At 72.5% G+C, this 23602-nt stretch carries 20 protein-coding genes and 1 tRNA gene; 15 read left to right on the top strand and 6 right to left on the bottom strand.

The annotated features are described in order from the left end of the window. Positions 1-336: 336 nt before the first annotated feature. The 4 genes from ACIQE0_RS00990 to ACIQE0_RS01005 form a co-directional block, all read right to left on the bottom strand. Positions 337-2202, bottom strand: coding sequence for an AAA family ATPase (locus ACIQE0_RS00990; RefSeq protein ID WP_402328103.1), 1866 nt, complete (start codon positions 2200-2202; stop codon positions 337-339). Continuing rightward, positions 2199-3593: a hypothetical protein gene (locus tag ACIQE0_RS00995; RefSeq protein WP_402328617.1), complete on the bottom strand. Its 1395-nt coding sequence runs from the start codon at positions 3591-3593 to the stop codon at positions 2199-2201. The genes ACIQE0_RS00990 and ACIQE0_RS00995 overlap by 4 nt, the downstream gene beginning before the upstream one ends. Positions 3594-3863: 270 nt before the next feature. Then, on the bottom strand, positions 3864-6290 hold the full coding sequence (locus tag ACIQE0_RS01000) for a Tex family protein (protein WP_366330035.1): 2427 nt from the start codon (positions 6288-6290) through the stop codon (positions 3864-3866). 132 nt (positions 6291-6422) lie between these two features. Further along, positions 6423-7295 carry a hypothetical protein gene (locus ACIQE0_RS01005; RefSeq protein ID WP_402328105.1) on the bottom strand — a complete coding sequence of 291 codons (873 nt, stop codon included), beginning with the start codon at positions 7293-7295 and terminating at the stop codon, positions 6423-6425. 131 nt (positions 7296-7426) lie between these two features. Here ACIQE0_RS01005 and ACIQE0_RS01010 point away from each other — a divergent pair, with 131 nt between their 5' ends. Both ACIQE0_RS01010 and ACIQE0_RS01015 read left to right on the top strand, forming a co-directional pair. After that, positions 7427-8380, top strand: coding sequence for a GlxA family transcriptional regulator (locus ACIQE0_RS01010; RefSeq protein ID WP_402328107.1), 954 nt, complete (start codon positions 7427-7429; stop codon positions 8378-8380). Between the two features lie 51 nt (positions 8381-8431). Next, complete coding sequence (locus ACIQE0_RS01015) at positions 8432-9076, top strand: DJ-1/PfpI family protein (protein ID WP_366330032.1); 645 nt, start codon at positions 8432-8434, stop codon at positions 9074-9076. Positions 9077-9172: 96 nt separating this feature from the next. Here the strand turns inward: ACIQE0_RS01015 and ACIQE0_RS01020 are convergent, their stop codons facing one another. Beyond that, positions 9173-9943, bottom strand: a complete 771-nt coding sequence (locus tag ACIQE0_RS01020) for an enoyl-CoA hydratase/isomerase family protein (protein ID WP_402328109.1) — start codon at positions 9941-9943, stop codon at positions 9173-9175. 54 nt (positions 9944-9997) lie between these two features. Between ACIQE0_RS01020 and ACIQE0_RS01025 the strand changes: the two genes are divergently transcribed. The 4 genes from ACIQE0_RS01025 to ACIQE0_RS01040 all read left to right on the top strand — a co-directional run bounded on the left by ACIQE0_RS01025 (position 9998) and on the right by ACIQE0_RS01040 (position 13230). After that, a complete protein-coding gene (locus tag ACIQE0_RS01025) occupies positions 9998-11650 on the top strand; it encodes an ABC-F family ATP-binding cassette domain-containing protein (RefSeq protein WP_366330397.1) in 1653 nt (550 codons plus the stop codon). Positions 11651-11731: 81 nt separating this feature from the next. Continuing rightward, a tRNA-Met gene (locus ACIQE0_RS01030) sits at positions 11732-11805 on the top strand. A 141-nt stretch (positions 11806-11946) separates the two neighbouring features. Further along, positions 11947-12537, top strand: a complete 591-nt coding sequence (locus tag ACIQE0_RS01035; protein WP_366330396.1) for a DUF308 domain-containing protein — start codon at positions 11947-11949, stop codon at positions 12535-12537. Positions 12538-12738: 201 nt separating this feature from the next. Continuing rightward, positions 12739-13230, top strand: coding sequence for an ATP-binding protein (locus tag ACIQE0_RS01040; RefSeq protein ID WP_402328619.1), 492 nt, complete (start codon positions 12739-12741; stop codon positions 13228-13230). Here ACIQE0_RS01040 and idi read toward each other — a convergent pair. Next, positions 13205-13816, bottom strand: coding sequence for an isopentenyl-diphosphate Delta-isomerase (gene idi, locus ACIQE0_RS01045; protein ID WP_402328112.1), 612 nt, complete (start codon positions 13814-13816; stop codon positions 13205-13207). The two genes, ACIQE0_RS01040 and idi, sit on opposite strands and share 26 nt — an antisense overlap. A 407-nt stretch (positions 13817-14223) precedes the next feature. Between idi and ACIQE0_RS01050 the strand changes: the two genes are divergently transcribed. The 9 genes from ACIQE0_RS01050 (at position 14224) to hpnD (ending at position 23544) form a co-directional block, all read left to right on the top strand. Continuing rightward, positions 14224-16035, top strand: a complete 1812-nt coding sequence (locus tag ACIQE0_RS01050) for a DUF5941 domain-containing protein (RefSeq protein WP_402328621.1) — start codon at positions 14224-14226, stop codon at positions 16033-16035. Then, positions 16032-16769, top strand: coding sequence for a phosphocholine cytidylyltransferase family protein (locus ACIQE0_RS01055; protein WP_366330394.1), 738 nt, complete (start codon positions 16032-16034; stop codon positions 16767-16769). The genes ACIQE0_RS01050 and ACIQE0_RS01055 overlap by 4 nt, the downstream gene beginning before the upstream one ends. Further along, on the top strand, positions 16757-17818 hold the full coding sequence (locus tag ACIQE0_RS01060; protein WP_366330393.1) for an iron-containing alcohol dehydrogenase family protein: 1062 nt from the start codon (positions 16757-16759) through the stop codon (positions 17816-17818). The genes ACIQE0_RS01055 and ACIQE0_RS01060 overlap by 13 nt, the downstream gene beginning before the upstream one ends. Then, complete coding sequence (locus tag ACIQE0_RS01065; protein WP_366330392.1) at positions 17796-18575, top strand: CDP-alcohol phosphatidyltransferase family protein; 780 nt, start codon at positions 17796-17798, stop codon at positions 18573-18575. Before ACIQE0_RS01060 ends, ACIQE0_RS01065 begins: the two co-directional genes overlap by 23 nt. A 14-nt stretch (positions 18576-18589) precedes the next feature. Then, entirely contained in the window at positions 18590-19471 is an 882-nt protein-coding gene (locus tag ACIQE0_RS01070) for a glycosyltransferase (RefSeq protein WP_366330391.1), read from the top strand. Positions 19472-19547: 76 nt separating this feature from the next. After that, entirely contained in the window at positions 19548-20477 is a 930-nt protein-coding gene (locus tag ACIQE0_RS01075) for an ABC transporter permease (protein ID WP_366330390.1), read from the top strand. Then, the gene (locus tag ACIQE0_RS01080) at positions 20470-21273 is read left to right on the top strand and encodes an ABC transporter ATP-binding protein (RefSeq protein WP_402328115.1); all 804 of its coding nucleotides are present in this window, start codon (positions 20470-20472) and stop codon (positions 21271-21273) included. Before ACIQE0_RS01075 ends, ACIQE0_RS01080 begins: the two co-directional genes overlap by 8 nt. Positions 21274-21724: 451 nt before the next feature. Beyond that, positions 21725-22591, top strand: a complete 867-nt coding sequence (hpnC, locus tag ACIQE0_RS01085) for a squalene synthase HpnC (protein WP_366330388.1) — start codon at positions 21725-21727, stop codon at positions 22589-22591. A gap of 8 nt (positions 22592-22599) precedes the next feature. Further along, on the top strand, positions 22600-23544 hold the full coding sequence (gene hpnD, locus ACIQE0_RS01090) for a presqualene diphosphate synthase HpnD (protein WP_366330387.1): 945 nt from the start codon (positions 22600-22602) through the stop codon (positions 23542-23544). Positions 23545-23602 lie beyond the last annotated feature (58 nt).

Genomic DNA, 23602 nt, shown 5'->3' on the forward strand with positions numbered 1-23602 from the left:
GGGCGGTCCGGTGGTGGGAGAACTCCTCGATGCGGCGGCGCGGAAGCGCGCCCGCCGGCACGACGGCAGCCCGAAGGCGGCGGCGCCGCGGCCGCGGAGCGGCAACGTGAGGAGCCACCGGACGACGCCCGGTGGCTAGCGTCTTGAGGACTCGGGGCTGAGCATGATCGACAGGCTAACCACCCGCTCCGGCCCCCGTCCACGGTTTATCCGTGCGGGGTCCCCGCCGGCCCGTCCCGACTCGATGCCGGGTACGTCGACACCGACGCGACCCCGCCCGGTACCTCATGCCCTCGCCCGCACACCGCCCCCCGTCGCCGCCGTGCCCCCGCCGCCTCAGCGCGGAGACCGCGGTATCTGCGCGAAGACCTCGATCCAGAAGCGCTGCACCTCCGGCGCCGCCCCGACCAGATACGTCGCCCGCAACTTCGGCGGCAGCAGCGGGACCAGCCGGACCACCACCGCCCGGTGCTCCTTCAGCTGCGACAACTCCGCGTTCGCCAGCACCTGGTGGACCATGTCGCTGTCGTTGGTCCCCTCGCCGGACGCCTCGGCGGCCGTCCGCAGCCGGGCCTCCCAGGCGTCCGCGTCCCGCGCCAGTTCCGTCAGGCCGGTGACCGGGCGGTCGTTGAGCCGGTCGATCAGCGCGGTCAGCGGCACCGGGGCGTACTCGCCGTCGCCGAGGTAGACCGTGCCCATCTCCAGTGGCAGACCGCGCTGGTGGAGCTTGATCAGCCGCTCGATGGTGCGCTTGGTGATCCAGGCCCGGCCCTCCTCGTCGATGTCGTGCTTCCACCACTCCAGGACCGTCTCGGCGACCGCGCCGTACTTCGCGATCAGCCACTCGTTGGCCGGGATGTCGCCCGGCTCCACCGTCAACGAGGCGGTGAAACGCGTCGCCTGCGCGATGTTGTTGCGCGCGACCAGCAGCTTGCGGCCGAGGTGGTAGGGCGGATTCTGCACCGCTATCTGGGCCTTGAGGTGCGGGATCGGGCGCCCGGCCAGCGACCACTCCTGGGTGATCTCCATCAGCTTGGCGAACGCCGCCTTGTCCTTGGGGCGGTTGTACTCGTCCCAGACGATCGCCTTGGGCTCCGGGCCGAGGAACGGCGCGGCGAGGAGGGACTCCAACGCCCCGTCGGCGGTCGGGATCGGCGCGCACAGGTCCTCGACGTTGGTCACCGGCATCGAGAAGTACAGCGGCTCGCGGCCGCCCAGGCCCGCCCGGACCGTCTCCCGCACCAGCTCGGTCTTGCCGCACCCGGGCGGCCCCTGGAGCAGCACCGTCCAGCGGTTGCGCAGCGCGGCCCGCACCACCGCCCGCACCGGATCGGGGACCGTGGCGGGATTCTCGGCGCCCACCGCCGCCGCGATCCGGTCGAGGATCTCCGCCGTGCGGTCCGTGCCGCCCTTGCCGCCGGGCCGTTCCTCGACCAGCCTCAGCCGCTCGCCGTTGACCAGCGGCAGCCCCCAGCGCAGCGGAAAGCCCTCGCGGGCGTTGGCCAGGATGTGGTCCAGGGTGCGCGGCGAGAGGAGTTCGCGCAGCGGGAGCGGGAGCGCGGCCCAGGTGGTGAACACCTCGCGCAGATCCCACTCGTGGTACGTGGCCGCGAGCCGGTGCCGCCAGGAGGTGTCGTTGGCGGTCAGCCGGATCGTCACCATCCGGTCCAGCACCGCCAGATCGCTGCGCCGGGCCGCGGTCTCCGCCAGCGACTCGTTGTCGGTGAGGAAGACGCCGATGCAGCCCAGCTCCCGCAGATCGTGCTCGCCCAGCGTCCAGTTGCAGGCGATCTGCATCAGCTGCGACTGGAGCGTCGGCCCGGCCTGCAACGAGTCGTCGATCAGCAGCACGAACGGCCTGCCCGGCCGCAACTGGCTCATCACCAGCTGCCGCAGCACCAGTTCACCGGTCAGGGCGTCCCGCACCGGGGCGTTGGCGAGCAGATCGTCCGGGGTGAGGTTGGCGGCCGGGACGAAGACCAGCTCGGCGTCCGGATACGCGGCGGGGAGATGCGAGAAGAAGGTGGCCGTCTTGCCGATGCCGTGCTCACCGAAGATCTGGCCGGTCTGGCCCATGTCGATCATCGCGTCGATGAACGACTCCAGCCGGGACACCCCCGTCCACCCCTCCGGCGGCTCGGGGTAGGTGGCGTTCGCCCGCCAGCTCACCGGGGCCGGCTTCGTCGGTGTGGCGGTGCTCATCGGTCTCCTGTCGTCACGCGATGGCAGGCCATCGGCGGGGTGTGGTGGTCGGGCCAGTCGTCGCCGCCCTCCGTGATGAGCCAGATCCACTTGTCCGGCTCGGCGGGGGTGATCGCGGGGGCGTGGCCGTCGGTGAGCATCACCACGGCGTCCGGTATCTCCTCGAAGGGGCGGCCGCCCACCGTCGTGCGGCCCTCGACGTAGTCGGCCACCGCCTGGAAGCTGGTGCCCCCGCCGCCGTGCACCCCCTCACCGGGACGGAACGGCATCACCACGCCGTCGAACGACATCCAGTGCGCGCTCACCCCGTCGATCGAGCCGACCAGATCGGTCAGCCACGCGACCACCCGGTCCGGCATCGATCCCGAGGTGTCATACGCGATGACCAGCACCTTCTCGCGGACCGGGCCGCGCCGCGAGAGCAGCGGATCGTGCCCCAGCGCGGCCAGCAGCGCACCGCGCTTCTTCGGATAGACCAGCCGCTCGCCCTCCGCCAGCTTCGAGGCCAGCACATCGACCAGCCAGCGCTGCCACCAGTCGACCCGGCCGGTGCGCGGGGTCCGGCCGCGCAGCATCCCCGCGCCCAGCCGCCCCCACACCCGGCTCGCCCGCTCCGTCGTCCCGTCCGTGCGGTCCATCAGATCGAGCAACTCCCGCTCCGCGACGGGGTGTCCGCGGCGCGCCGCGAGCAGCGCGTTGAGCAACGCGGTGGAGACCGTGGCGTCGAGGGTGTCCTGATCGCCGCCGGCCACCGCGGGGTCGGACAGATGAGGGCAACCCGCCGCCGGCACCGGTGGGTCGGCCATCCGCTTGAGCTCGGTGAACACCCGCAGATCGGTCTCGACGAACGCGTCGTAGGGGAGCGGCGCCAGGCCCTGGGCCGTCAGGTCGGCGACGTAGTCGGCATGGACCGCGCGCGGATCGACGCCGGTCGGCTCGCCGTCCAGCAGCGGCAGCCCGGCGCGCCCGAGCCGCACCAGCGCGACGTGGTTGATGGCCACCTCGGCGGCCAGGGTGAACACCGGGTCGGCGCGCAGCTCCGGATCGGCCAGGAGATGGCGGTGCACCAGATGCCGGGACTCGTGGAACAGCACGAACTTGACGCCGTCCAGGCCCAGGCGGACGAAGAACTCCGGGTTGTAGAGCAGGAGTTGGGTGCCGTCCCCGGAGGCGACCACGGCCGCCGTCGCCACCGCCGTCGTCGGGATCTGGTGATGGCACTTGGCGTAGATCCACGATGCCACCACCGAGGCGGTCAGCCCGAAGTCCATCAGCGCGGCCTCCTTGAGCCGCCGCGCCTCGGCCACCACCTCCGGATCCGCCGGCCGCCAGCCCTCCAGGGCCCGCCGGTCGGCCGTCCCGATCACCGGCCGATGCCCGGCCGCCGTCATGTCGAGCGCCACGCCCCACCCCCGTTCTCAGCTGCCTTCATGGATACCAGCAGGCACTGACAACGGTCCGTGACGGGCGATTTGGCCGGGGGCCGGGCCGTGCGGCACCGGGAGTCGGCCCCCGCCGACCAGCCGGGCAGGTCCTACGCCACCGCCCCCGCCGGCGGGGGCGGCCCGAGCCGGTCGACACCGCCGCGCGGCCCGGGCCCTCGATCAGACCGAGCGGCAGCGGGCCGTCGTCCCGCTGCCGCTCAGGCGGAGCGCCGAAGCTCAGCGACCGCCCTTGCCGCCCAACAGCCCGGCCCGCCGCAGCGCGTCCGCCATCGCGTCGTTGACCGGCCCGGCCTCCCGGCCGCCGCCACGGCGCTCGCCGCCCCGCTGGCCGCCGCCCTGCCGCTGCCGCGGCGCACCGCCCCGGCCGCCCTCGCGCGCACCCCGGCCGCCGCCCGCGCCGCCGCGCCGCTCGCCGCCGCCGGCCGGCGCGCCCTTGGCGGGCTCGTCGTCCAGCCGCAGCGTCAGCGAGATGCGCTTGCGCGGGATGTCGACGTCGAGCACCTTGACCCGGACGATGTCGCCGGGCTTGACCACGTCCCGCGGGTCCTTGACGAAGTTCTTCGACATCGCCGAGACATGCACCAGGCCGTCCTGGTGGACGCCGATGTCCACGAACGCCCCGAAGGCGGCGACGTTGGTCACCACGCCCTCCAGGAGCATCCCCGAGGCCAGGTCGCCGATCTTCTCCACGCCCTCCTTGAAGGTCGCGGTCTTGAACTCCGGCCGCGGGTCCCGGCCCGGCTTCTCCAGTTCCTGGAGGATGTCGGTCACCGTCGGCAGACCGAAGGAGTCGTCGACGAAGTCCTCCGGGCGCAGCGAGCGCAGCACCGCCGTGTTGCCGATCAGCGAACTCACCTCGCTGCCCGCCGACTTCACCATCCGGCGCACCACCGGATACGCCTCGGGGTGCACGCTGGAGGCGTCCAACGGGTCCTCGCCGCCCCGGATCCGCAGGAAGCCCGCGCACTGCTCGTACGCCTTCGGGCCCAGCCGCGGCACGTCCTTGAGGGCCTTGCGGGAGCGGAACGGGCCGTTGCCGTCCCGGTGGGCCACGATGTTGTCGGCCACGCTGGAGCTGACGCCGGAGACCCGGGCGAGCAGCGGCGCGGAGGCGGTGTTGACGTCCACGCCGACGCCGTTCACACAGTCCTCGACCACCGCGTCCAGCGAGCGCGACAGCTTGGTCTCGGACAGGTCGTGCTGGTACTGGCCGACCCCGATCGACTTGGGGTCGATCTTGACCAGTTCGGCCAGCGGGTCCTGGAGGCGGCGGGCGATGGACACCGCGCCGCGCAGCGAGACGTCCAGGTCCGGCAGCTCCTGGGAGGCGAAGGCGGAGGCCGAGTACACCGAGGCGCCGGCCTCGGACACCATCACCTTCGTCAGCGTCAACTCCGGCTGCGCGGCGATCAGTTCGGCCGCCAGCTTGTCGGTCTCCCGGGAGGCGGTGCCGTTGCCGATCGCGATCAGGTCGACGCGGTGCTCCTCGGCCAGCCGCGCCAGGGTGGCCAGCGCCGCGTCCCACTTCTGCTGCGGCACATGCGGGTAGATCGTCTCGGTCGCCGCCACCTTGCCGGTCGCGTCGACCACCGCCACCTTCACACCCGTACGGAAACCGGGGTCCAGGCCCATCGTGGCGCGCGTACCGGCGGGCGCCGCGAGCAGCAGATCGCGCAGGTTCGCGGCGAAGACCCGGACCGCCTCGTCCTCGGCGGCCTGCCGCAGCCGCAGCCGCAGATCGAGCCCCAGGTGCACCTGGACGCGGGTGCGCCAGGCCCAACGGACCGTGTCCTGGAGCCACTTGTCGGCCGGCCGGCCGCGGTCGTTGATCTCGAAGCGGTGCGCGATGGACCGCTCGTAGGAGCTGGGGCCCTCACCGGCCTGCGCCGGGTCCTCCGGCTCCAGGTCGAGGTCGAGGACGTCCTCCTTCTCACCGCGCAGCATCGCCAGCACCCGGTGGGAGGGCAGCTCGGTGAACGGCTCGGCGAAGTCGAAGTAGTCGGCGAACTTGGCGCCCTCCTCCTCCTTGCCCGCGCGCACCTTCGCGGCGACCCGGCCGCGCGACCACATCCGCTCGCGCAGCTCGCCGATCAGGTCCGCGTCCTCGCTGAACCGCTCGGTGAGGATCGCCCGCGCGCCCTCCAGGGCCGCGACCGGATCGGCGACGCCCTTGTCCGCGTCCACGAACGCCGCGGCGGCCGCGGCCGGTTCCACCGACGGGTCGCTCAGCAGCCCGTCGGCCAGCGGCGTGAGGCCCGCCTCCCGCGCGATCTGCGCCTTGGTGCGCCGCTTCGGCTTGAACGGCAGATAGATGTCCTCCAGCCGGGCCTTGGACTCCGCCCCGCGGATCTGCGCCTCCAGCGCGTCGTCCAGCTTGCCCTGCGACCGCACGGACTCCAGGACGGCGGTCCGCCGCTCCTCCAGCTCCCGCAGATAGCGCAGCCGCTCCTCCAGGGAGCGCAGCTGCGCGTCGTCGAGCATCTCGGTCGCTTCCTTGCGGTAGCGCGCGATGAACGGGACGGTCGAGCCGCCGTCGAGCAGTTCGACCGCGGCCTTCACCTGCCGCTCCCTGACGCCGAGCTCGTCGGCGATCCGCGCTTCGATGGACCCGAGGGGCCCGTTGGGCTCAGTGGCTGCCGTCACGTTGATCCTGCCCGCCTTCCAGCGACTTGCCTTGCGCCTGCATTCTGCCGGTTGGCGGCCCGGGCTGTCGCACCGCCCGGCCGGCGGCGCCGGGGTGTGAGAAGACGCACGCCCCCCGGCGCCGCCCTCGGGTCACTCCCTGCCGAACAGCGCCTGGGGGAACGCCCCGGCCTCCATCAGGCGCGCGGTGAAGCCGGCCGCCAGCTCGGTCAGCCGGGCCACGCCCGCCGCCCCCAGGTGCTCGTACGGCGCCCGGTCCAGCCGGTCCGTGGTCCGCTCCAGCTCCTTGCGCAGCGCCGTCCCGGCCTCGGTCAGCCCGTCCGCGGCGTCCAGCAGCCCGCGGGCCCGCAGCCGCTCCTGTGCCGCCGTCAGTTCCTCCGGCGTCCAGCCGCGGGTCGCCAGGATGCCGCGGTGGCTCATCCCGTGCCCGCTGGCGGCGTGCGTGACCAGCGCCTCCACCGGGTCCAGCCCGGCGTCCAGCAGCGCCACCAGGTGGCCGTCGCCGCGGTGTTCGCGCAGCAGCGACGCGGCGTGCCAGTAGGCCAGGTGCGGCGCGTTTGGCACCGGCAGGTCCGCATGGGCGGAGTACAGCGGCCGGGCGTGCCGGGTGCAGCCCTCGGCGGCGCGCAGCGCGAGCTCGGCCGCCTCCGCCATCTCCGGCGACTTCAGCACCGCGTCCCCGAGCTGCCGGTGCGCGGTGGCGTCCACCGCGCGCAGCCGGGCTGCCAGGACGGCCTGCGGTGTGGTGACCGTCCAGACCTGCGGGATGTGCTGCGCGATCAGCTCGGGCTTGAAGGAGTAGAAGGTCGCGGCCACCGTCCCGGAGCCCACCGCACCCATCGGCGCGCTCCGCACGGCGAAGTACCCGGTGCGGCTGTCCGACATTCCCAACTCGGCCAACTCACCGGCGAGTTCCGGAGCGAAGTAGTGCGCCGAGTGGAAGGGGTTGAGGGCGTTGTGGCAGTGCCGGCCGGCCCGTTCGGGCAGTGCGCTGGAAGAGGTCATGCGGGCAGGCTACCGACCCGTTGGTATGGCGCCACCCCCGCGGGGTGCCGGGCGGGTGCCCGACCGGCTTGGCAGGAATGGTGGGAAATCCGTCATTGCCGCCATCGGCCCCACTGGCCAGGATGGACGGCATGGAACAGCGCGACGTGCTGGCCGTCCTCTTCGACGGCGTGCAGAGCCTCGACGTCACCGGACCGGTGGAGGTCTTCAACACCGCCGGGCGCGGCGCCCCCGGCGCATACCGCATCCGCACCGCGAGCCTGGACGGCGCCCCGGTCCGCACCACCAGCGGTCTGACCCTCGTCCCGGACACCGCCCTGGACGCCGCCGACCCCCCGCACACCCTCCTGGTACCGGGCGGCGAGGGCACCCAGGCCCCCGACCCGCGGCTGATCGACTGGTTGCGGGCGCACGCCCCGCGCGCCCGCCGCAAGGTCTCGGTGTGCAGCGGCTCCTTCCTGATGGCCGAGGCCGGCCTGTTGGACGGCCGCCGGGCCACCACCCACTGGCTGCTGTGCGCCCAACTCGCCGAGCGCTACCCCGCGGTGAGCGTCGCCCCCGAGCCGATCTACGTCCGCGACGGCGACGTGGCCACCTCCGCCGGCGTCACCGCCGGCATCGACCTGGCACTGGCCCTGGTCGAGGAGGACCTCGGCCGCGACCTCGCCCTGGCCGTCGCCCGCCAGCTGGTCGTCTTCCTCCGAAGGCCGGGCAACCAGACCCAGTTCAGCGCCCAGCTCGCCGCCCAGACCGCCGAGCGCCGCCCGCTGCGCGACGTCCAGCAGTGGATCACCGAGAACCCGGCCGCGGACCTCACCGTCGAGGCCCTGGCCGCCCGCGCCCGGCTCTCCTCGCGGCACTTCGCCCGCGCCTTCCGCGCCGAGACCGGGATGACCCCCGGCCGCTACGTCGAGCGGGTCCGCCTGGAAGCGGCCCGGCGGCGCCTGGAGGACACCGTCGACGGCATCGAACAGATCGCCCGGCGGTGCGGCTACGGCACCCCCGAGGCGATGCGCCGCGCCTTCGTCCGCGTCCTCGGCACCTCCCCGGCCGAATACCGCCGCCGCTTCCGACCCGCCCCCTAGACCACCACAGCGCCACGGAACACCTCACAAGGAAGAAGGAAAGAGGCCCCCATGCAGATCGCCGTCCTCCTCTACGACCGCTTCACCGCCCTGGACGCCCTCGGCCCCTACGAGACCCTCGGCCGTCTCCCCGGCGCCGACGTGGTGTTCGTCGCCGAGCGCACCGGCACCTACCGCAACGACCAACGCACCCTCGGCCTGGTCGCGGACGCCGCGCTCTGCGACGTCACCTCGCCGGACATCCTGGTCGTCCCCGGTGGCCCGGGCCAGCTGGCGCACATGCAGGACGGCCCGGTGCACGAGTGGATCCGCACCGTGGACGCCGGCACCACCTGGACCACCTCGGTGTGTACCGGCTCGCTGATCCTCGCCGCCGCCGGCCTCCTCAAGGGCCGCCGGGCGACCTCCCACTGGCTCACGCTGGACCAACTGCCCACCTACGGCGCCGAGCCGACGGGGGAGCGGGTGGTCTTCGACGGCAAGTACGTCACCGCCGCCGGCGTCTCCTCCGGCCTGGACATGGGGCTCTCCCTGCTCGGCCGGATCGCCGGGGACGCCGTCGCCCAGCGCGTCCAGCTCGGCATCGAGTACGACCCGCAGCCGCCCTACGACGCCGGCGCCCCGGAGAAGGCCCCGGCCGAGATCGTGGCCGCCATGCGGGAGGAGAGCCGCGCCATCCTGTCCGGCGGGCAGTGACGGCAGGCCCTGGTGCCGCGGCACTGGACGGGGCGTGACCGGAGGGCGGCGCCCTCCGGTCACGCCGGCCCGTCAGTACGGGAGACGGCGGCCGACTCAGCCCGCGGGCCACCGGAACCGCGGCGCCCGCCGCTCCAGGAAGGCCGCCGCCCCCTCCGCGAGCTCCCCGCTCTCCCGCGCCTGCGCCACCCAGTACGCCCCGCGCGCCTCCGCCTCCCCGGGCGGCACGTCCCACGTCCCGTCGGCCAGCTCCTTCGCCGCGGTCTGGGTCAGCAGCGACCGGCTCGCCAGCACCGCGGTGAACTCCGCGACCCGCTTGTCCAGTTCGCCCTCGGCCGCCACCTCGTCCACCAGCCCGGTCCGCAGCGCCCGCGCGCAGTCGATCAACTCCCCGGAGAACAACAGGTACTTGGCGGCCGACGGCCCCACCAGCCGGACCAGCCGCCGGGTCGCGGACGCCGGATACGCCACCCCCAGCTTGGCCGGCGTCACCCCGAACAGCGCCCCCTCCTCCGCGAACCGCAGATCGCAGGCGGCCGCCAACTGCGCGCCGCCGCCCACGCAGTAACCGCGTATCGCCGCCAGGGTCGGCCGGGGAAAGGCCGCCAGCGCCTCCTCGGCCGCCACCGCCAGCCCCTGCGAGTCCCCCGACGCGTCCCGCAGCGAGGCGATGTCCGCCCCGGCGCAGAACGTCCCCCCGTCACCGGTCAGCACCAGCGCCCGCACCGCGCGGTCGCCCGCCAGCCGCGCCAGCAGCGGCGGCAGCTCCCGCCACATCCGGACGGTCATCGCGTTGCGCTTGCCCGTATTGCTGATCGTGACGGTCGCCGTACCGCCGCCGACATGCGTTCTCAGACCCGGTTCCATGCCCGGATATTAGAGCGACCGCCGGGCGCCCGGCCGGATACGATCGGCGGTCTGATGTCTGCCACCCTCGTCGCCAAAGACCTCGCCGCCGGCCACGGCGAGCGCGTCCTGTTCTCCGGCCTCGACCTGGTCGTCGCCCCCGGCGACGTGATCGGTCTGGTCGGCGCCAACGGGGCGGGCAAGTCCACCCTCCTGCGCCTGCTGGCCGGTCTGACGCCCCCGGAAGAGGGCGCCCTCGCCCTCAGCCCGCCGACCGCCACCGTCGGCCACCTCCCCCAGGAGCCCGAGCGGCGCCCCGGGGAGTCCGTCCGCGCCTTCCTCGCCCGCCGTACCGGCGTCGCCGAGGCCCAGCGCGCCCTGGACACCGCCACCGCGGCCCTGGCCGACGAGCGCCCCGGCGCCGACGACGCCTACGCCACCGCCCTGGAGCGCTGGCTGGCCCTCGGCGCCGCCGACCTCGACGACCGCGCCGAGGAGACCGCCGCCCAGCTGGGCCTGGCGGTCAGCCTCGACCAGCCGATGACCTCCCTCTCCGGCGGCCAGGCCGCCCGCGCCTCGCTCGCCTCGCTGCTGCTCTCCCGTTACGACGTCTTCCTCCTCGACGAGCCCACCAACGACCTCGACCTGGACGGCCTGGACCGCCTGGAGGCGTTCGTCACCGGCCTGCGCGCCGGCACGGTCCTGGTCAGCCACGACCGCGAGTTCCTGGCCCGCACGGTCACCCGCGTCGTCGAGCTCGACCTCGCCCAGCAGCAGGTCAACGCCTACGGCGGCGGCTACACCGCGTATCTGGAGGAGCGCGAAAGGGCCCGGCGGCACGCCCGCGAGCGGTACGAGGAGTACGCCGACACCAAGACCGCCCTGGAGACCCGTGCGCACACCCAGCGCAACTGGATGGAGAAGGGCGTCCGCAACGCCCGCCGCAAGGCCTCCGACAACGACAAGATCGCCCGCAAGGGCCGGGTCGAGGCCACCGAGAAGCAGGCCGCCAAGGCCAAGCAGACCCAGCGGATGATCGAGCGGCTGGAGGTCGTCGAGGAGCCCCGCAAGGAGTGGGAGCTGCGGATGGAGATCGCCGCGGCACCCCGGGCCGGTGCGGTGGTGGCCACCCTCCGGCAGGCCGAGGTGCGCCGCGGCGACTTCCGCTTCGGCCCGGTGGACCTCCAGATCGACTGGGCGGACCGGGTCGCCATCACCGGCCCCAACGGCTCCGGCAAGTCCACCCTGCTCGCCGCCCTCCTGGGCCGGCTGCCGCTGGACTCCGGCGCGGCCTCGCTCGGCCCCGGCGTGGTGGTCGGCGAGATCGACCAGGCCCGCGGCCAGCTGTTCCACGGCAGCGGCGACCCCTCGCTGATGGACGCCTTCCGGGCCGCCGTCCCGGATCTGACCCCCGCCGACGTGCGCACCCTGCTCGCCAAGTTCGGCCTCAAGGCGGCGCATGTGCTGCGCCCCGCGCGCACCCTCTCGCCCGGGGAGCGCACCCGCGCCGCACTGGCCCTCCTCCAGGGCCGCGGGGTCAACCTCCTGGTGCTCGACGAGCCCACCAACCACCTCGACCTCCCCGCCATCGAGCAGCTGGAGTCCGCGCTCGCGACGTACCCGGGCACCCTGCTGCTGGTCACCCACGACCGCCGGATGCTGGCGGCGGTGCACACCACGCGCCGGATCGAGGTCGACGGCGGACGGATCACCGACCGGCCGGTGTGACCGTCCGCGGCGCCGCCCGGGGACCGCTCCGGTATGCGATTTGGTTCCTGGCCGGTGGCCCCGTAAAGTAATCCGAGCCGACGCGGGGTGGAGCAGCTCGGTAGCTCGCTGGGCTCATAACCCAGAGGTCGCAGGTTCAAATCCTGTCCCCGCTACTCGAAGAGAGCAACAGGCCTGGTGCACACGCACCGGGCCTGTTGTCGTCTCCGCATCCACAGACGCCCTTCGCTCGCCCTGCCCTCTCCCGACATAGGGGGTATACCGGGAAAAAACGGTCCTTGATCGAGGAGGCGGCGATGGTCGGCAGGTCACAGTCCTCCCGGCGCAGTCCGGCGGCGGCCCGGCTCGGGCGCAATTTCGGGCTGCTCGCGGGGCTCGGCGTCATCCTCGTCCTGGCCGGGATCGTCGGGCTCATCTACGTCGGTGTCGCCACCCTCACGACGATGCTGCTCTTCGGCTGGCTGCTGCTGATCGGCGGCCTGGTGGGTCTGGCGCACGCCGTCACCTCCCGCGGCACGAACTTCTTCTGGCTCGCGGTGGTCGTCGCGGCGCTGAACATCGCGGCCGGGGTGGTGGTGATCCGCCGACCCGACGCCACCGCCGCCGCACTGACCATGTTCGCCGCCCTGCTCTTCCTGGCCGGCGGGCTGTTCCGCCTGGTCGGCGCCGTCGTGGTGCGCGGGCCGCAGTTCGGCTGGACGCTGCTCCAGGGCGTCATCGGCCTGCTGCTGGGCGTGCTGGTGCTCGGCAACTGGCCGCAGAGCAGCCTGTACGTCATCGGCTGCTTCTTCTCGCTGGCGCTGCTCTTCGACGGGCTGGGCCTGCTCGCCATGGGGCTCAGCGGCCGACGCGTGGTCGGCATGGTGGAGGACAGCAGAGTGGCTTGATCCATACCCCGGAAGGGACGGTTTCCGCCGGGTGCGGAGCGCACCTCGCGGCGCCGCGTTGAAAATACGAAAGTAAAACGACGGAAGGTGTCGCGAGGTCAATCAATTCCGCCAGAGCCGGCCAATTGCCGTCGATAGGCGCTGACTTGCGTTCAGGAGGCCGGCCCGGACCGGCACATTCTCAACACTCGTCGTGTGAGGATGCCTTCCGGACCATCAGCAGAACCCCCCGAGGAACTGACCTCCCCGCACGCGTACGAAGGTGTCTGGCGGTTCACCGCCCCGGCACTGGAGTCGTCGGTGCCCCAGGCGCGCCACGCGGTCCGGGACCTGCTCACCGAACAGCGCGTGCCCGTCGCCGACGACGTCCTCGACGGGCTGCTGCTGATCGTCTCCGAACTGGTCACCAACGCCGTCCGGCACGCCGCGCTGCTCTCGCCGGAGATCGCCGTCCAGCTCACCCTCGGCGCGGGCTGGCTGCGGATCGCCGTCGAGGACGACCACCCCTACCGCCCCAAGGCGCTGGAGGCGGACGAGGGCGACGTCGGCGGCCGCGGGCTGTGGCTGGTCAAGGCGCTCACCGCGGAGGTGGGCGGCAAGTGCGACGTGGAGCTCACCGCCGGCGGCGGCAAGGCGATCTGGGCCGAACTGCCGCTGGCCCCGCTCGCTACCAGCCCACCGGCTTCCCGGTGAGCTCGCGCACCGCCGGCCGCGCCGCGTCCAGCACGGTCATGAACCACGCCGAGAACGGCACCTCGGCGTGCCGCTCGGCCAGCTCCTCCGGCGTGACGAACGCGACCTCGGCGATCTCCTCGGGAGCCGGCGCCGGCTCGGTGCGCAGCAGCCCCACGAACAGGTGGTTGTACTCCTGCTCCACCAGGCCGGAGTCCGGGTCGGGGTGGTTGTAGCGCACCGTCCCGGCCTCGGCCAGCAGCGCCGGGGCGACCCCGAGCTCCTCCGCGGTCCGCCGGGCCGCGGCCGCGAACGGCGTCTCCCCGGGATACGGGTGGCCGCAGCAGGTGTTGGACCACACACCGGGGGAGTGGTACTTCGACAGCGCCCGACGCTGGAGCAGCAGCCGCCCCTTCTCGTCGAAGAGGAAGACCGAGAACGCCCGGTGCAACTGCCCGGGAGGCTGGTGCGCCGCGAGCTTCTCCGCGGTGCCGATCGTCGTGCCGTCCTCGTCGACCAGCTCCAGCATGATCGGCTCGGCGGCGCCGTCCGGCGCTCCCACCGCGGCGGTTCCGGCGGTCTGTCCGTTGGCAGGTGTGATCGGCATGCGCATCCTTGTCGTCGGTCGTCGACGCCAAGTCTGCCCCACCGGGCTCCGCATCAGTGGCAGAGCGCCGCCGGGCGCCGCGGCGCCCGCGCGCCGGCGCCCGGCATGGCCCTCGCCACAGCAGACGCACAGCAACCGTGACCAGCCCCCGCATAACAGGCATCCGGGCCGGCGGCCAGTTGTTCCGGCGCGGCCCGATCCACCATGATGATCGTGGCAGGCGCAGCCGTAGCTCACTCGATCGAGTGGTGAATACGTGGTGAACGGCCGCATCCCGCGATCAGATAACCTCTGCCGACGTGCCCCCCGGCCTCCCAGGGCTGGTGTGCCACGCCCGCCGCCCGGGTAGTTCGTGTCGAATGCGGACCGACCGGCGCTGCTCGTCAGCATCCAAGGAGTGAGTTCGTCTGTCGACCGCTATCCTCACCGGTCCGCCGGTCGCCGGGTCGTCGCTCGAAGCCGACCTGCGCACACTGGGTTTTGAGGTCCGTACGGTCGGTGACCCGGCCGGCGCCGCCGAGCTGCTCGCCGAGGTACCCGCCCAGGAACGGGTGGCCCTGGTGGACCCCCGCTTCGTCGGCCACCTGCACGCCCTGCGGCTCGCCCTGACCGACCCCCGCTTCCCGGCCGCCGCGGCGCCCGGCGCACTCACCGTCCAGCCCGACGCCCGCGCCGCACTGGACCGCGCCGCCGGCCGCATTCCGGTCGGCGCCGGCACCGCCCACCTGACCGACCTGCTCACCGACACCCTCACCGACGCCCTGGACCGCGCGGACGTCGGACTGCACCGGGTCGAGCTGGGCAGCCTGGTCGCCACCATCGCGCTGACCCCCGCCCAGCGGGAGGAGGCCCGCGAGGCGGTCGCCGCGGTCGACGACGAGGCGGTCCGGCTGCGCACCGCGGTGAAGTCCCGCGACGGCTTCTTCACCACCTTCTTCATCAGCCCCTACTCCCGCTACCTCGCGCGCTGGTGCGCCCGCCGCGGGCTGACCCCGAACCAGGTCACCACCGCCTCCCTGCTCACCGCGCTGATCGCGGCGGGCTGCGCGGCCACCGGCACCCGCGGCGGCTTCGTCGCCGCCGGCCTGCTGCTGCTGTTCTCCTTCGTCCTGGACTGCACCGACGGGCAGCTGGCCCGCTACTCGCTCCAGTACTCGACGCTGGGCGCCTGGCTGGACGCCACCTTCGACCGCGCCAAGGAGTACGCGTACTACGCCGGACTCGCCCTCGGGGCGGCCCGCGGCGGCGACGACGTATGGGCGCTGGCGCTCGGCGCGATGATCCTCCAGACCTGCCGCCACGTCGTCGACTTCGCCTTCAACGAGGGCAGCGAGTTCGAGGGCGGCGCCGGGGCCGGGGGGCCCGCGGTGGCCCTGTCCGACCGGCTCGACCAGGTCGGCTGGACGGTCTGGGTGCGCCGGATGATCGTGCTTCCCATCGGCGAGCGCTGGGCCATGATCGCGGTGCTCACCGCGCTCACCACCCCGCGCATCGTCTTCTACGCCCTCCTCGTCGGCTGCGCGCTGGCCGCCTGCTACACCACCGCCGGCCGGGTGCTGCGCTCCCGGGCCCGGCGCGCCCGCCGCACCGCCCGGGCCGCCCGGGCGCTCGCCGACCTCGCCGACTACGGCCCGCTGGTCGAACTGCTCACCGGCGGCGGCCGCGGCCGGGGCCGGACCGGTTCCCTGCTGGCGCCCGTTATGGCGTTTCTCTCGTCCGCGGTGCTGCTGGTGTGGCTGATCACCCAGCCCGAGCCCGCGTCCTGGCTCACCGTCGGCGTCGCCGTCTGCTCCGCGCTGCTGGCCGCCGCGGCCGTGTCCCGCCCGCTCCAGGGCGCCCTGGACTGGCTCGTCCCGCCCTTCTTCCGGGCCGGCGAGTACCTCACCGTGCTGCTGCTGGCCGCCCGCGCGGGTGCCCACGGAGCGCTGCCCGCGGCGTTCGGGCTGGTCGCGGCGGTCGCCTACCATCACTACGACACGGTCTACCGCATCCGCGGTGGCACCGGGGCCCCACCGCGGTGGCTGGTCCGGGCGACCGGTGGACATGAAGGACGGATCCTCGTGGTCTGCGTCCTCGCCGCCGCGCTGCCCGCCACAGGTTTCGCCATCGCGCTCACGGCACTCGCCGTGATCCTCGCACTGCTGGTGCTCGCCGAGAGCATCCGCTTCTGGGTGTCCTCCGGAGCACCCGCCGTACACGATGAAGGAGAACCCGCATGATCGGCCTCGTGCTGGCCGCCGGCGCCGGACGGCGTCTGCGCCCCTACACCGACACCCTGCCCAAGGCGCTGGTGCCGGTCGATGGGGACACGACCATCCTGGACCTGACGCTCGGCAACTTCGCCGAGATCGGCCTGACCGAGGTCGCGATCATCGTCGGCTACCGCAAGGAGGCCGTCTACGAGCGCAAGGAGGCCCTGGAGCAGAAGTACGGCCTCAAGCTCACCCTCATCGACAACGACAAGGCCGAGGAGTGGAACAACGCCTACTCCCTGTGGTGCGGGCGTGACGCGCTCAAGGACGGCGTGATCCTCGCCAACGGCGACACCGTGCACCCGGTCTCCGTCGAGCAGACCCTGCTCGCCGCCCGCGGCAACGGCCAGAAGATCATCCTCGCGCTGGACGCCGTCAAGCAGCTCGCGGACGAGGAGATGAAGGTCGTCGTGGACCCCGCCAAGGGCGTCCAGAAGATCACCAAGCTGATGGACCCGGCCGAGGCGACCGGCGAGTACATCGGTGTCACCCTCATCGAGGGCGAGGCCGCCGCCGACCTGGCCGACGCCCTGAAGACCACCTTCGAGCGGGACCCCGACCTCTACTACGAGGACGGCTACCAGGAGCTGGTCAACCGCGGCTTCAAGGTCGACGTGGCCCCGATCGGCGACGTCAAGTGGGTCGAGATCGACAACCACGACGACCTCGCGAAGGGCCGTGACATCGCATGCCAGTACTGACCCGCCTCATTCCGTCCCCGGTCGTCGTCGACATCAGCGCCGGCGCCCTGGACGACCTGGCGGGTCTGCTGGCCGACCAGCGCATCTCGGCCTCCGGCAAGCTCGCCATCGCGATCAGCGGCGGCTCGGGGGCCCGGCTGCGCCAGCGGCTGGCCCCCGCCCTGCCCGGCGCCGAGTGGTACGAGGTCGGCGGTGGAACCCTGGACGAAGCGATCAAGCTCGCCGACGCCATGAAGAAGGGGCACTACGACGCGGTCGTGGGCCTGGGCGGCGGCAAGATCATCGACTGTGCGAAGTTCGCCGCGGCGCGCATCGGCCTGCCGCTGGTGGCGGTCGCGACCAACCTGTCGCACGACGGGCTGTGCTCGCCGGTCGCCACCCTCGACAACGACGCGGGCCGCGGCTCGTACGGCGTGCCCAACCCGATCGCCGTGGTGATCGACCTCGACATCATCCGCGAGGCCCCGGTCCGCTTCGTCCGCTCCGGCATCGGTGACGCGATCTCCAACATCTCCGCGGTCGCGGACTGGGAGCTGTCGCACCGGGAGACCGGCGAGGCGATCGACGGACTGGCCGCGGCCATGGCCCGGCAGGCCGGCGAGGCCGTGCTGCGCCACCCCGGAGGCGTCGGCGACGACAACTTCCTCCAGGTGCTGGCCGAGGGCCTGGTCCTCACCGGCATCTCGATGTCGGTGGCCGGCGACAGCCGTCCCGCCTCGGGCGCCTGCCACGAGATCAACCACGCCTTCGACATCCTCTTCCCCAAGAGGGCGGCGAGCCACGGCGAGCAGTGCGGCCTCGGTGCCGCCTTCGCCACCCACCTGCGCGGCGACCACGCGACCGCGGCGCTGATGGTGGAGGTGCTCCAGCGCCACGGCCTGCCGGTCACGCCGGGCGACATCGGCTTCACCGACGAGGAGTTCGTGCAGGCCGTCGAGTTCGCTCCGAAGACCCGTCCGGGCCGCTACACGATCCTGGAGCACCTGGACCTCTCTACCGACCAGATCAGGGACGCATACGCCGACTATGCCGAAACCATCAGTAGCTGAACTCCGCCCGGTCGTTCACCCCGAGGGCGTGAAGGACCGGCGCAGCGGTGAGCACTGGGCCGGCCGCCTCTACATGCGGGAAATCTCGCTGCGCTGCGACCGGTACCTGGTGAACACGAAGGTCACGCCCAATCAGCTGACCTACCTGATGACCGTCTTCGGTGTCCTGGCCGCCCCGGCACTGCTGGTGCCGGGGATCTGGGGCGCCGTGCTCGGCGTGCTGATGGTCCAGCTCTACTTGCTGCTCGACTGCATCGACGGCGAGGTGGCCCGCTGGAAGAAGCAGTTCTCGCTCGGCGGTGTCTACCTGGACCGGGTCGGCGCGTACCTGTGCGACGCGGCGGTGCTCGTCGGCTTCGGCCTGCGCGCCGCCGACCTGTGGGGCCCGGGGCGGATCGACTGGCTCTGGGCGTTCCTGGGCACCCTGGCCGCGCTCGGCGCGATCCTGATCAAGGCCGAGACCGACCTGGTCGGCGTGGCCCGTCACCAGGGCGGTCTGCCGCCGGTCAAGGAGGCGGCGTCCGAGCCGCGTTCGTCCGGTCTGGCGCTGGCCCGCAAGGCCGCCGCCGCGCTCAAGTTCCACCGGCTGGTCCTCGGGATCGAGGCGTCGCTGCTGATCCTGGTCCTGGCGATCGTGGACTCGGTGCGGGGGGACCTGTTCTTCTCGCGGCTCGGGGTCGCGGTACTGGCCGGCATCGCGCTGCTCCAGACCCTGTTGCACCTCGTGTCCATCCTGGCCTCCAGCAGGCTCAAGTGACCGCGGCGTCCGGTATGCGACTCGGAGCGGTTGTCCTCACCATGGGCAACCGCCCCGAGGAGCTGCGCGCGCTGCTGGAGTCCGTGGCCCGGCAGGCCGGCGAACCGATCGAGGTGGCGGTGGTCGGCAACGGCGCCCCGCTGCCCGAACTCGACGTTCCCGGGCTGTCGGTGCGGACGGTCGAGCTGCCGGAGAACGTCGGCATCCCGGCCGGCCGCAACGTCGGCATCGAGGCGTTCGGCCCGGGCGGCCGGGACGTCGACGCGCTGCTGTTCCTCGACGACGACGGGCTGCTGCCCAACACGGACACCGCGCAGCTGTGCCGGGAGGCGTTCGCCGCGGACCGCAAGCTCGGCATCATCAGCTTCCGCATCGCCGACCCGGACACCGGCCTGACCCAGCGCCGGCACGTCCCGCGGCTGCGTGCCTCCGACCCGCTGCGCTCGTCGCGGGTGACCACCTTCCTCGGTGGCGCCAACGCGGTGCGCACGGCGGTGTTCGCCGAGGTCGGCGGCCTGCCCGACGACTTCTTCTACGCCCATGAGGAGACCGACCTGGCCTGGCGGGCGCTGAACGCCGGCTGGCTGGTCGACTACCGGGCGGACCTGGTCCTGCACCACCCCACCACGGCCCCGGCCCGGCACGCGGTCTACCACCGGATGGTGGCCCGCAACCGGGTCTGGCTGGCCCGCCGCAACCTCCCCGCCCCGCTGGTTCCGGTCTATCTCGGCGTCTGGTTCCTGCTCACCCTCGCCCGCCGGCCTTCGCTGCCGGGACTGCGGGCGTGGCTGGGCGGCTTCAAGGAGGGCTGGGCCGCACCGTGCGGTCCCCGGCGTCCCATGAAGTGGACTACCGTGTGGCGCCTGACCCGGCTGGGCCGCCCTCCCATCATCTGACAAGCTCGTATCTGAGAGCATCAGGCGCGAACCGGGGCGTCCCCGGCAGCGCACCTTGAGGACGAAAGTGTCAACTGTGAGCGAGACAACGCACGACAGTGCGGTCGCCATGAGTGCCCCGCCATCCGCCGACGAAGGACTGACGGCCCTCCAGAGGGCCGAGAAGTACGGACTGGCGCAGAGCGGGGCCCGGCCCAGCCTTGTGGAGTACGTCGGGCAACTGTGGGCCCGCCGGCATTTCATCTCCGCCTTCGCCAGCGCCAAGCTGACCGCGCAGTTCAGCCAGGCGAAGCTGGGTCAGGTCTGGCAGGTGGCGACGCCGCTGCTGAACGCGCTCGTCTACTACCTCATCTTCGGCCTGCTGATCGGCACCCGTAAGGGCGTCCCGGACTACGTCCCGTTCCTGGTGACCGGCGTCTTCATCTTCACCTTCACCCAGAGCTCGGTGATGGCCGGTACGCGGGCGATCTCCGGCAACCTCGGTCTGGTGCGCGCGCTGCACTTCCCGCGGGCCTGTCTGCCGATCTCGTTCTGCCTGATGCAGCTCCAGCAACTGCTGTTCTCCATGGGCGTGCTGGTGGTCATCCTGCTCGCCTTCGGGCAGCTGCCCACGTGGTCGTGGCTGCTGGTGCTCCCCGCGCTGGTGCTCCAGTTCGTGTTCAACACCGGCCTGGCGATGATCATGGCCCGGCTCGGCAGCAAGACGCCGGACCTGGCGCAGCTGATGCCCTTCATCATGCGGACGTGGATGTACGCGTCCGGTGTCATGTTCAGCATCAGCGTGATCCTCCAGGGCAAGCACGTCCCGCACTGGGTCGAGGTGCTGCTCTACGCCAACCCGGCCGCCGTCTACATCGACCTGATCCGGTTCGCGCTGATCGACAGCTTCAAGGCCAGCCAGCTCCCGCCGCATGTGTGGGCGTTCGCGTTCGGCTGGGCGCTGCTGGCGGGCGTCGCGGGCTTTGTGTACTTCTGGAAGGCTGAGGAGCGGTACGGACGTGGCTGAGCAACTGGACGGCGTCCAGCCGACGGAGGCGGCGCAGGAGTGGGTCCCGACCGTGATCGCGGACGATCTGCACATCGTCTACCGGGTCTACGGCACCGGTACGGGCAAGGGCAGCGCGACCGCCGCGCTCAACCGCATCATCCGGCGCCGGCCGTCGGTGGGCGTGCGCGAGGTGCACGCGGTCAAGGGTGTCTCCTTCACCGCCTACAAGGGCGAGTCGATCGGCCTGATCGGCTCCAACGGCTCCGGCAAGTCGACGCTCCTCAAGGCCGTGGCGGGGCTGCTGCCCGCCGAGCGCGGGAAGGTCTACACCCATGGCCAGCCCTCGCTGCTGGGCGTGAACGCGGCGCTGATGAACGACCTCACGGGCGAGAAGAACGTCGTCCTCGGCGGTCTGGCGATGGGCATGTCCCGTGAGCAGGTCCGCGAGCGCTACGAGAGCATCGTCGACTTCTCGGGCATCAACGAGAAGGGCGACTTCATCTCGCTGCCGATGCGCACCTACTCCTCCGGTATGGCGGCCCGGCTGCGGTTCTCCATCGCGGCCGCCAAGGACCACGACGTGCTGCTGATCGACGAGGCGCTGGCCACCGGCGACCGCAAGTTCCAAAAGCGCTCCGAGGCCCGCATCCGCGAGCTGCGCAAGGAAGCGGGTACGGTCTTCCTGGTCAGTCACAACAACAAGTCGATCCGGGACACCTGCGACCGCGTGCTGTGGCTGGAGCGGGGCGAGCTGCTGATGGACGGCCCGACCGACGAGGTCATCAAGGCGTACGAGAAGGAGACGGGCAAATAGCCCGTCCGGCGCGCAAGGCCCTCGCGAGTTCGGTTCGCGGGGGCCTTCGAGTGTGAAGGAATGGTCAACTCCGCTGGATGCGGGAACAGTTGGGTCCTCCGCGGCGTTGACCAGATCGTTGCCTGAGGCTTCGGTACCCACGCGAACATCGCCCAGATGTACGACGTAAGCTGTACAGGTGCTGAACGGCACAAGTAGTGCAAGTCGGGCAAATATTCATCCGAGTGAGCGGCGAGAGCTTGCACGGAGCGCGTCGCGAGCCCGCGGCGTGTCCGAAATGGGATGTTTTGGCTTGGCGGTGTAGAACGGGAGACGTGACGGCAATGGCTACTGGTTCGCTCCGGCTCCACAACGCGCCGGGTAGCCCCCGGTGAGCCGAGGAGACGAGCAGGCGCGTCGCGCCTTCCTCCGGAGGGTGGCGGTGAGTGGCGGGAGGGACCACACGCGCACCGTGCTCGATCAGGCCGCGCACGAGAACTTCCCCGTAGCGCCGTTCTTCCTGCCCCGCGCCTGGCGCGCCGACCTGATGGCCCTGTACGGCTTCGCCCGTCTCGTCGACGACATCGGCGACGGCGATCTGGCCCCCGGCGGCGGCGACGCCGTCCTGCTCGGCCTGGACCGCGCCCAGTACGACGACCGCCCGGCGCTGCTCGACGCCCTGGAAGCGGACCTGCACCGGGTCTTCAGCGACTGCGCGCCCGGCCCCAAGCACCCGTTGATGCGCCGGCTCGGCCCGACCGTCCGCCGCTGCGGGCTGGCCCCCGGGCCCTTCCTCGGCCTGATCGAGGCCAACCGCCAGGACCAGCGGATCAGCCGCTACGCCACCTACGGCGACCTCGCCGCCTACTGCGAGCTGTCCGCCAATCCCGTCGGCCGGCTCGTCCTCGGCGTCACCGGCACCGCCAGCCCCGAGCGCATCCGGCTCTCGGACGCCATCTGCACCGCGCTGCAGATCGTCGAGCACATCCAGGACGTCGCCGAGGACCTCCGCCGGGACCGGATCTACCTCCCCGCCGAGGACATGAAGCGCTTCGGGGTCACCGAGGCCGACCTCGCCGCGCCGACCGGCGGCCCGTCGGTGCGCGCGCTCGTCGCCTTCGAAGTGGAGCGCGCCGGAGAACTGCTGGACCAGGGCGCGCCGCTGGTGGACAGCGTGCACGGCCGGCTCCGGCTGCTGCTGGCCGGCTTCGTCGCCGGCGGGCGCGCCGCGCTCCAGGCGGTCGCGGCAGCCGATCACGACGTACTCCCCGGACCGCCCAAGCCGACCAAGCTCAGCCTGCTCCGCGAGGTGGGGGCGACATTGCGACGAGAGGGGTGAGTCGGACCATGGAGGCAACCACACAGATGTCCCCGCCGGTGCTCGCTGCGTACCGCTACTGCGAGACGGTCACCGGGCAGCAGGCGCGCAACTTCGCGTACGGGATCCGGCTGCTGCCGGCCGACCGCCGGCAGGCCATGTCGGCGCTCTACGCCTTCTCCCGCCGGGTCGACGACATCGGCGACGGCGCTCTGGACCTGGACGCCAAGCGCGAGCGCCTGGAGGGCACCCGCGCGCTGCTGGCGCGCATCAAGGACGGCCGGGTCGCCGAGGACGACACCGACCCGGTGGCCGTCGCGGTCGCCGACGCCGCCCGGCGCTTCCCCATCCCGCTCGGCGCGCTGGACGAGCTGATCGACGGGGTGCTGGCGGACGTCCGCGGCGAGACCTATGAGACCTGGGACGAGCTGAAGGTCTACTGCCGCTGCGTCGCCGGGGCGATCGGCCGGCTCTCGCTCGGCGTCTTCGGCACGGCGCCCGGCGCGCTCGACGCTGAACGCGCCCCCGAATACGCCGATACGCTCGGGCTTGCGCTCCAACTGACCAATATCCTCAGGGATGTTCGCGAGGACGCGGGCAACGGACGGACGTATCTGCCGGCCGAGGATCTCGCCAAGTTCGGTTGTTCCGCGGGGTTCGACGGCCCGGTGCCGCCGCCCGGTGCCGACTTCACCGGACTGGTGCAGTTCGAGGTCCGGCGGGCCCGCGCGCTGTTCGCGGAAGGCTTCCGGCTGCTGCCGATGCTCGACCGGCGCAGTGGTGCCTGTGTGGCGGCGATGGCCGGGATCTACCACCGGCTGCTGTCGCGGATCGCCGACGATCCCGGGGCGGTGCTCCGCGGCCGGGTCTCGCTGCCCGGCCGGGAGAAGGCGTTCGTCGCGGTGCGCGGGCTCTCCGGGCTCGACGCACGGGCGATCGGCCGCCGGCAGGCCGCGAGCAGGAGGCGTGGATGACGTGCCGGACCGTCTGCACCGGTCACGGTCCGGCATCGGTGCGACGGGCAACCCTTCG

Source organism: Streptomyces sp. NPDC093097, assembly GCF_044754325.1.
In the GTDB taxonomy this organism is placed as follows: Bacteria; Actinomycetota; Actinomycetes; order Streptomycetales; family Streptomycetaceae; genus Streptomyces.

Bases quoted from the DNA above. Each gene is read 5' to 3' on its own strand.
- ACIQE0_RS01070 (WP_366330391.1), top strand. From the start codon at position 18,590: ATGCGACTCGGAGCGGTTGTCCTCACCATGGGCAACCGCCCCGAGGAG.
- ACIQE0_RS00990 (WP_402328103.1), bottom strand. From the start codon at position 2,202: ATGAGCACCGCCACACCGACGAAGCCGGCCCCGGTGAGCTGGCGGGCG.
- ACIQE0_RS01005 (WP_402328105.1), bottom strand. From the start codon at position 7,295: ATGACCTCTTCCAGCGCACTGCCCGAACGGGCCGGCCGGCACTGCCAC.
- ACIQE0_RS01040 (WP_402328619.1), top strand. From the start codon at position 12,739: ATGCCTTCCGGACCATCAGCAGAACCCCCCGAGGAACTGACCTCCCCG.
- hpnD (WP_366330387.1), top strand. From the start codon at position 22,600: ATGGAGGCAACCACACAGATGTCCCCGCCGGTGCTCGCTGCGTACCGC.
- ACIQE0_RS01065 (WP_366330392.1), top strand. From the start codon at position 17,796: ATGCCGAAACCATCAGTAGCTGAACTCCGCCCGGTCGTTCACCCCGAG.
- ACIQE0_RS01060 (WP_366330393.1), top strand. From the start codon at position 16,757: ATGCCAGTACTGACCCGCCTCATTCCGTCCCCGGTCGTCGTCGACATC.
- ACIQE0_RS01015 (WP_366330032.1), top strand. From the start codon at position 8,432: ATGCAGATCGCCGTCCTCCTCTACGACCGCTTCACCGCCCTGGACGCC.
- ACIQE0_RS01020 (WP_402328109.1), bottom strand. From the start codon at position 9,943: ATGGAACCGGGTCTGAGAACGCATGTCGGCGGCGGTACGGCGACCGTC.
- ACIQE0_RS01055 (WP_366330394.1), top strand. From the start codon at position 16,032: ATGATCGGCCTCGTGCTGGCCGCCGGCGCCGGACGGCGTCTGCGCCCC.
- ACIQE0_RS00995 (WP_402328617.1), bottom strand. From the start codon at position 3,593: ATGACGGCGGCCGGGCATCGGCCGGTGATCGGGACGGCCGACCGGCGG.
- ACIQE0_RS01035 (WP_366330396.1), top strand. From the start codon at position 11,947: ATGGTCGGCAGGTCACAGTCCTCCCGGCGCAGTCCGGCGGCGGCCCGG.
- idi (WP_402328112.1), bottom strand. From the start codon at position 13,816: ATGCCGATCACACCTGCCAACGGACAGACCGCCGGAACCGCCGCGGTG.
- ACIQE0_RS01025 (WP_366330397.1), top strand. From the start codon at position 9,998: ATGTCTGCCACCCTCGTCGCCAAAGACCTCGCCGCCGGCCACGGCGAG.
- ACIQE0_RS01010 (WP_402328107.1), top strand. From the start codon at position 7,427: ATGGAACAGCGCGACGTGCTGGCCGTCCTCTTCGACGGCGTGCAGAGC.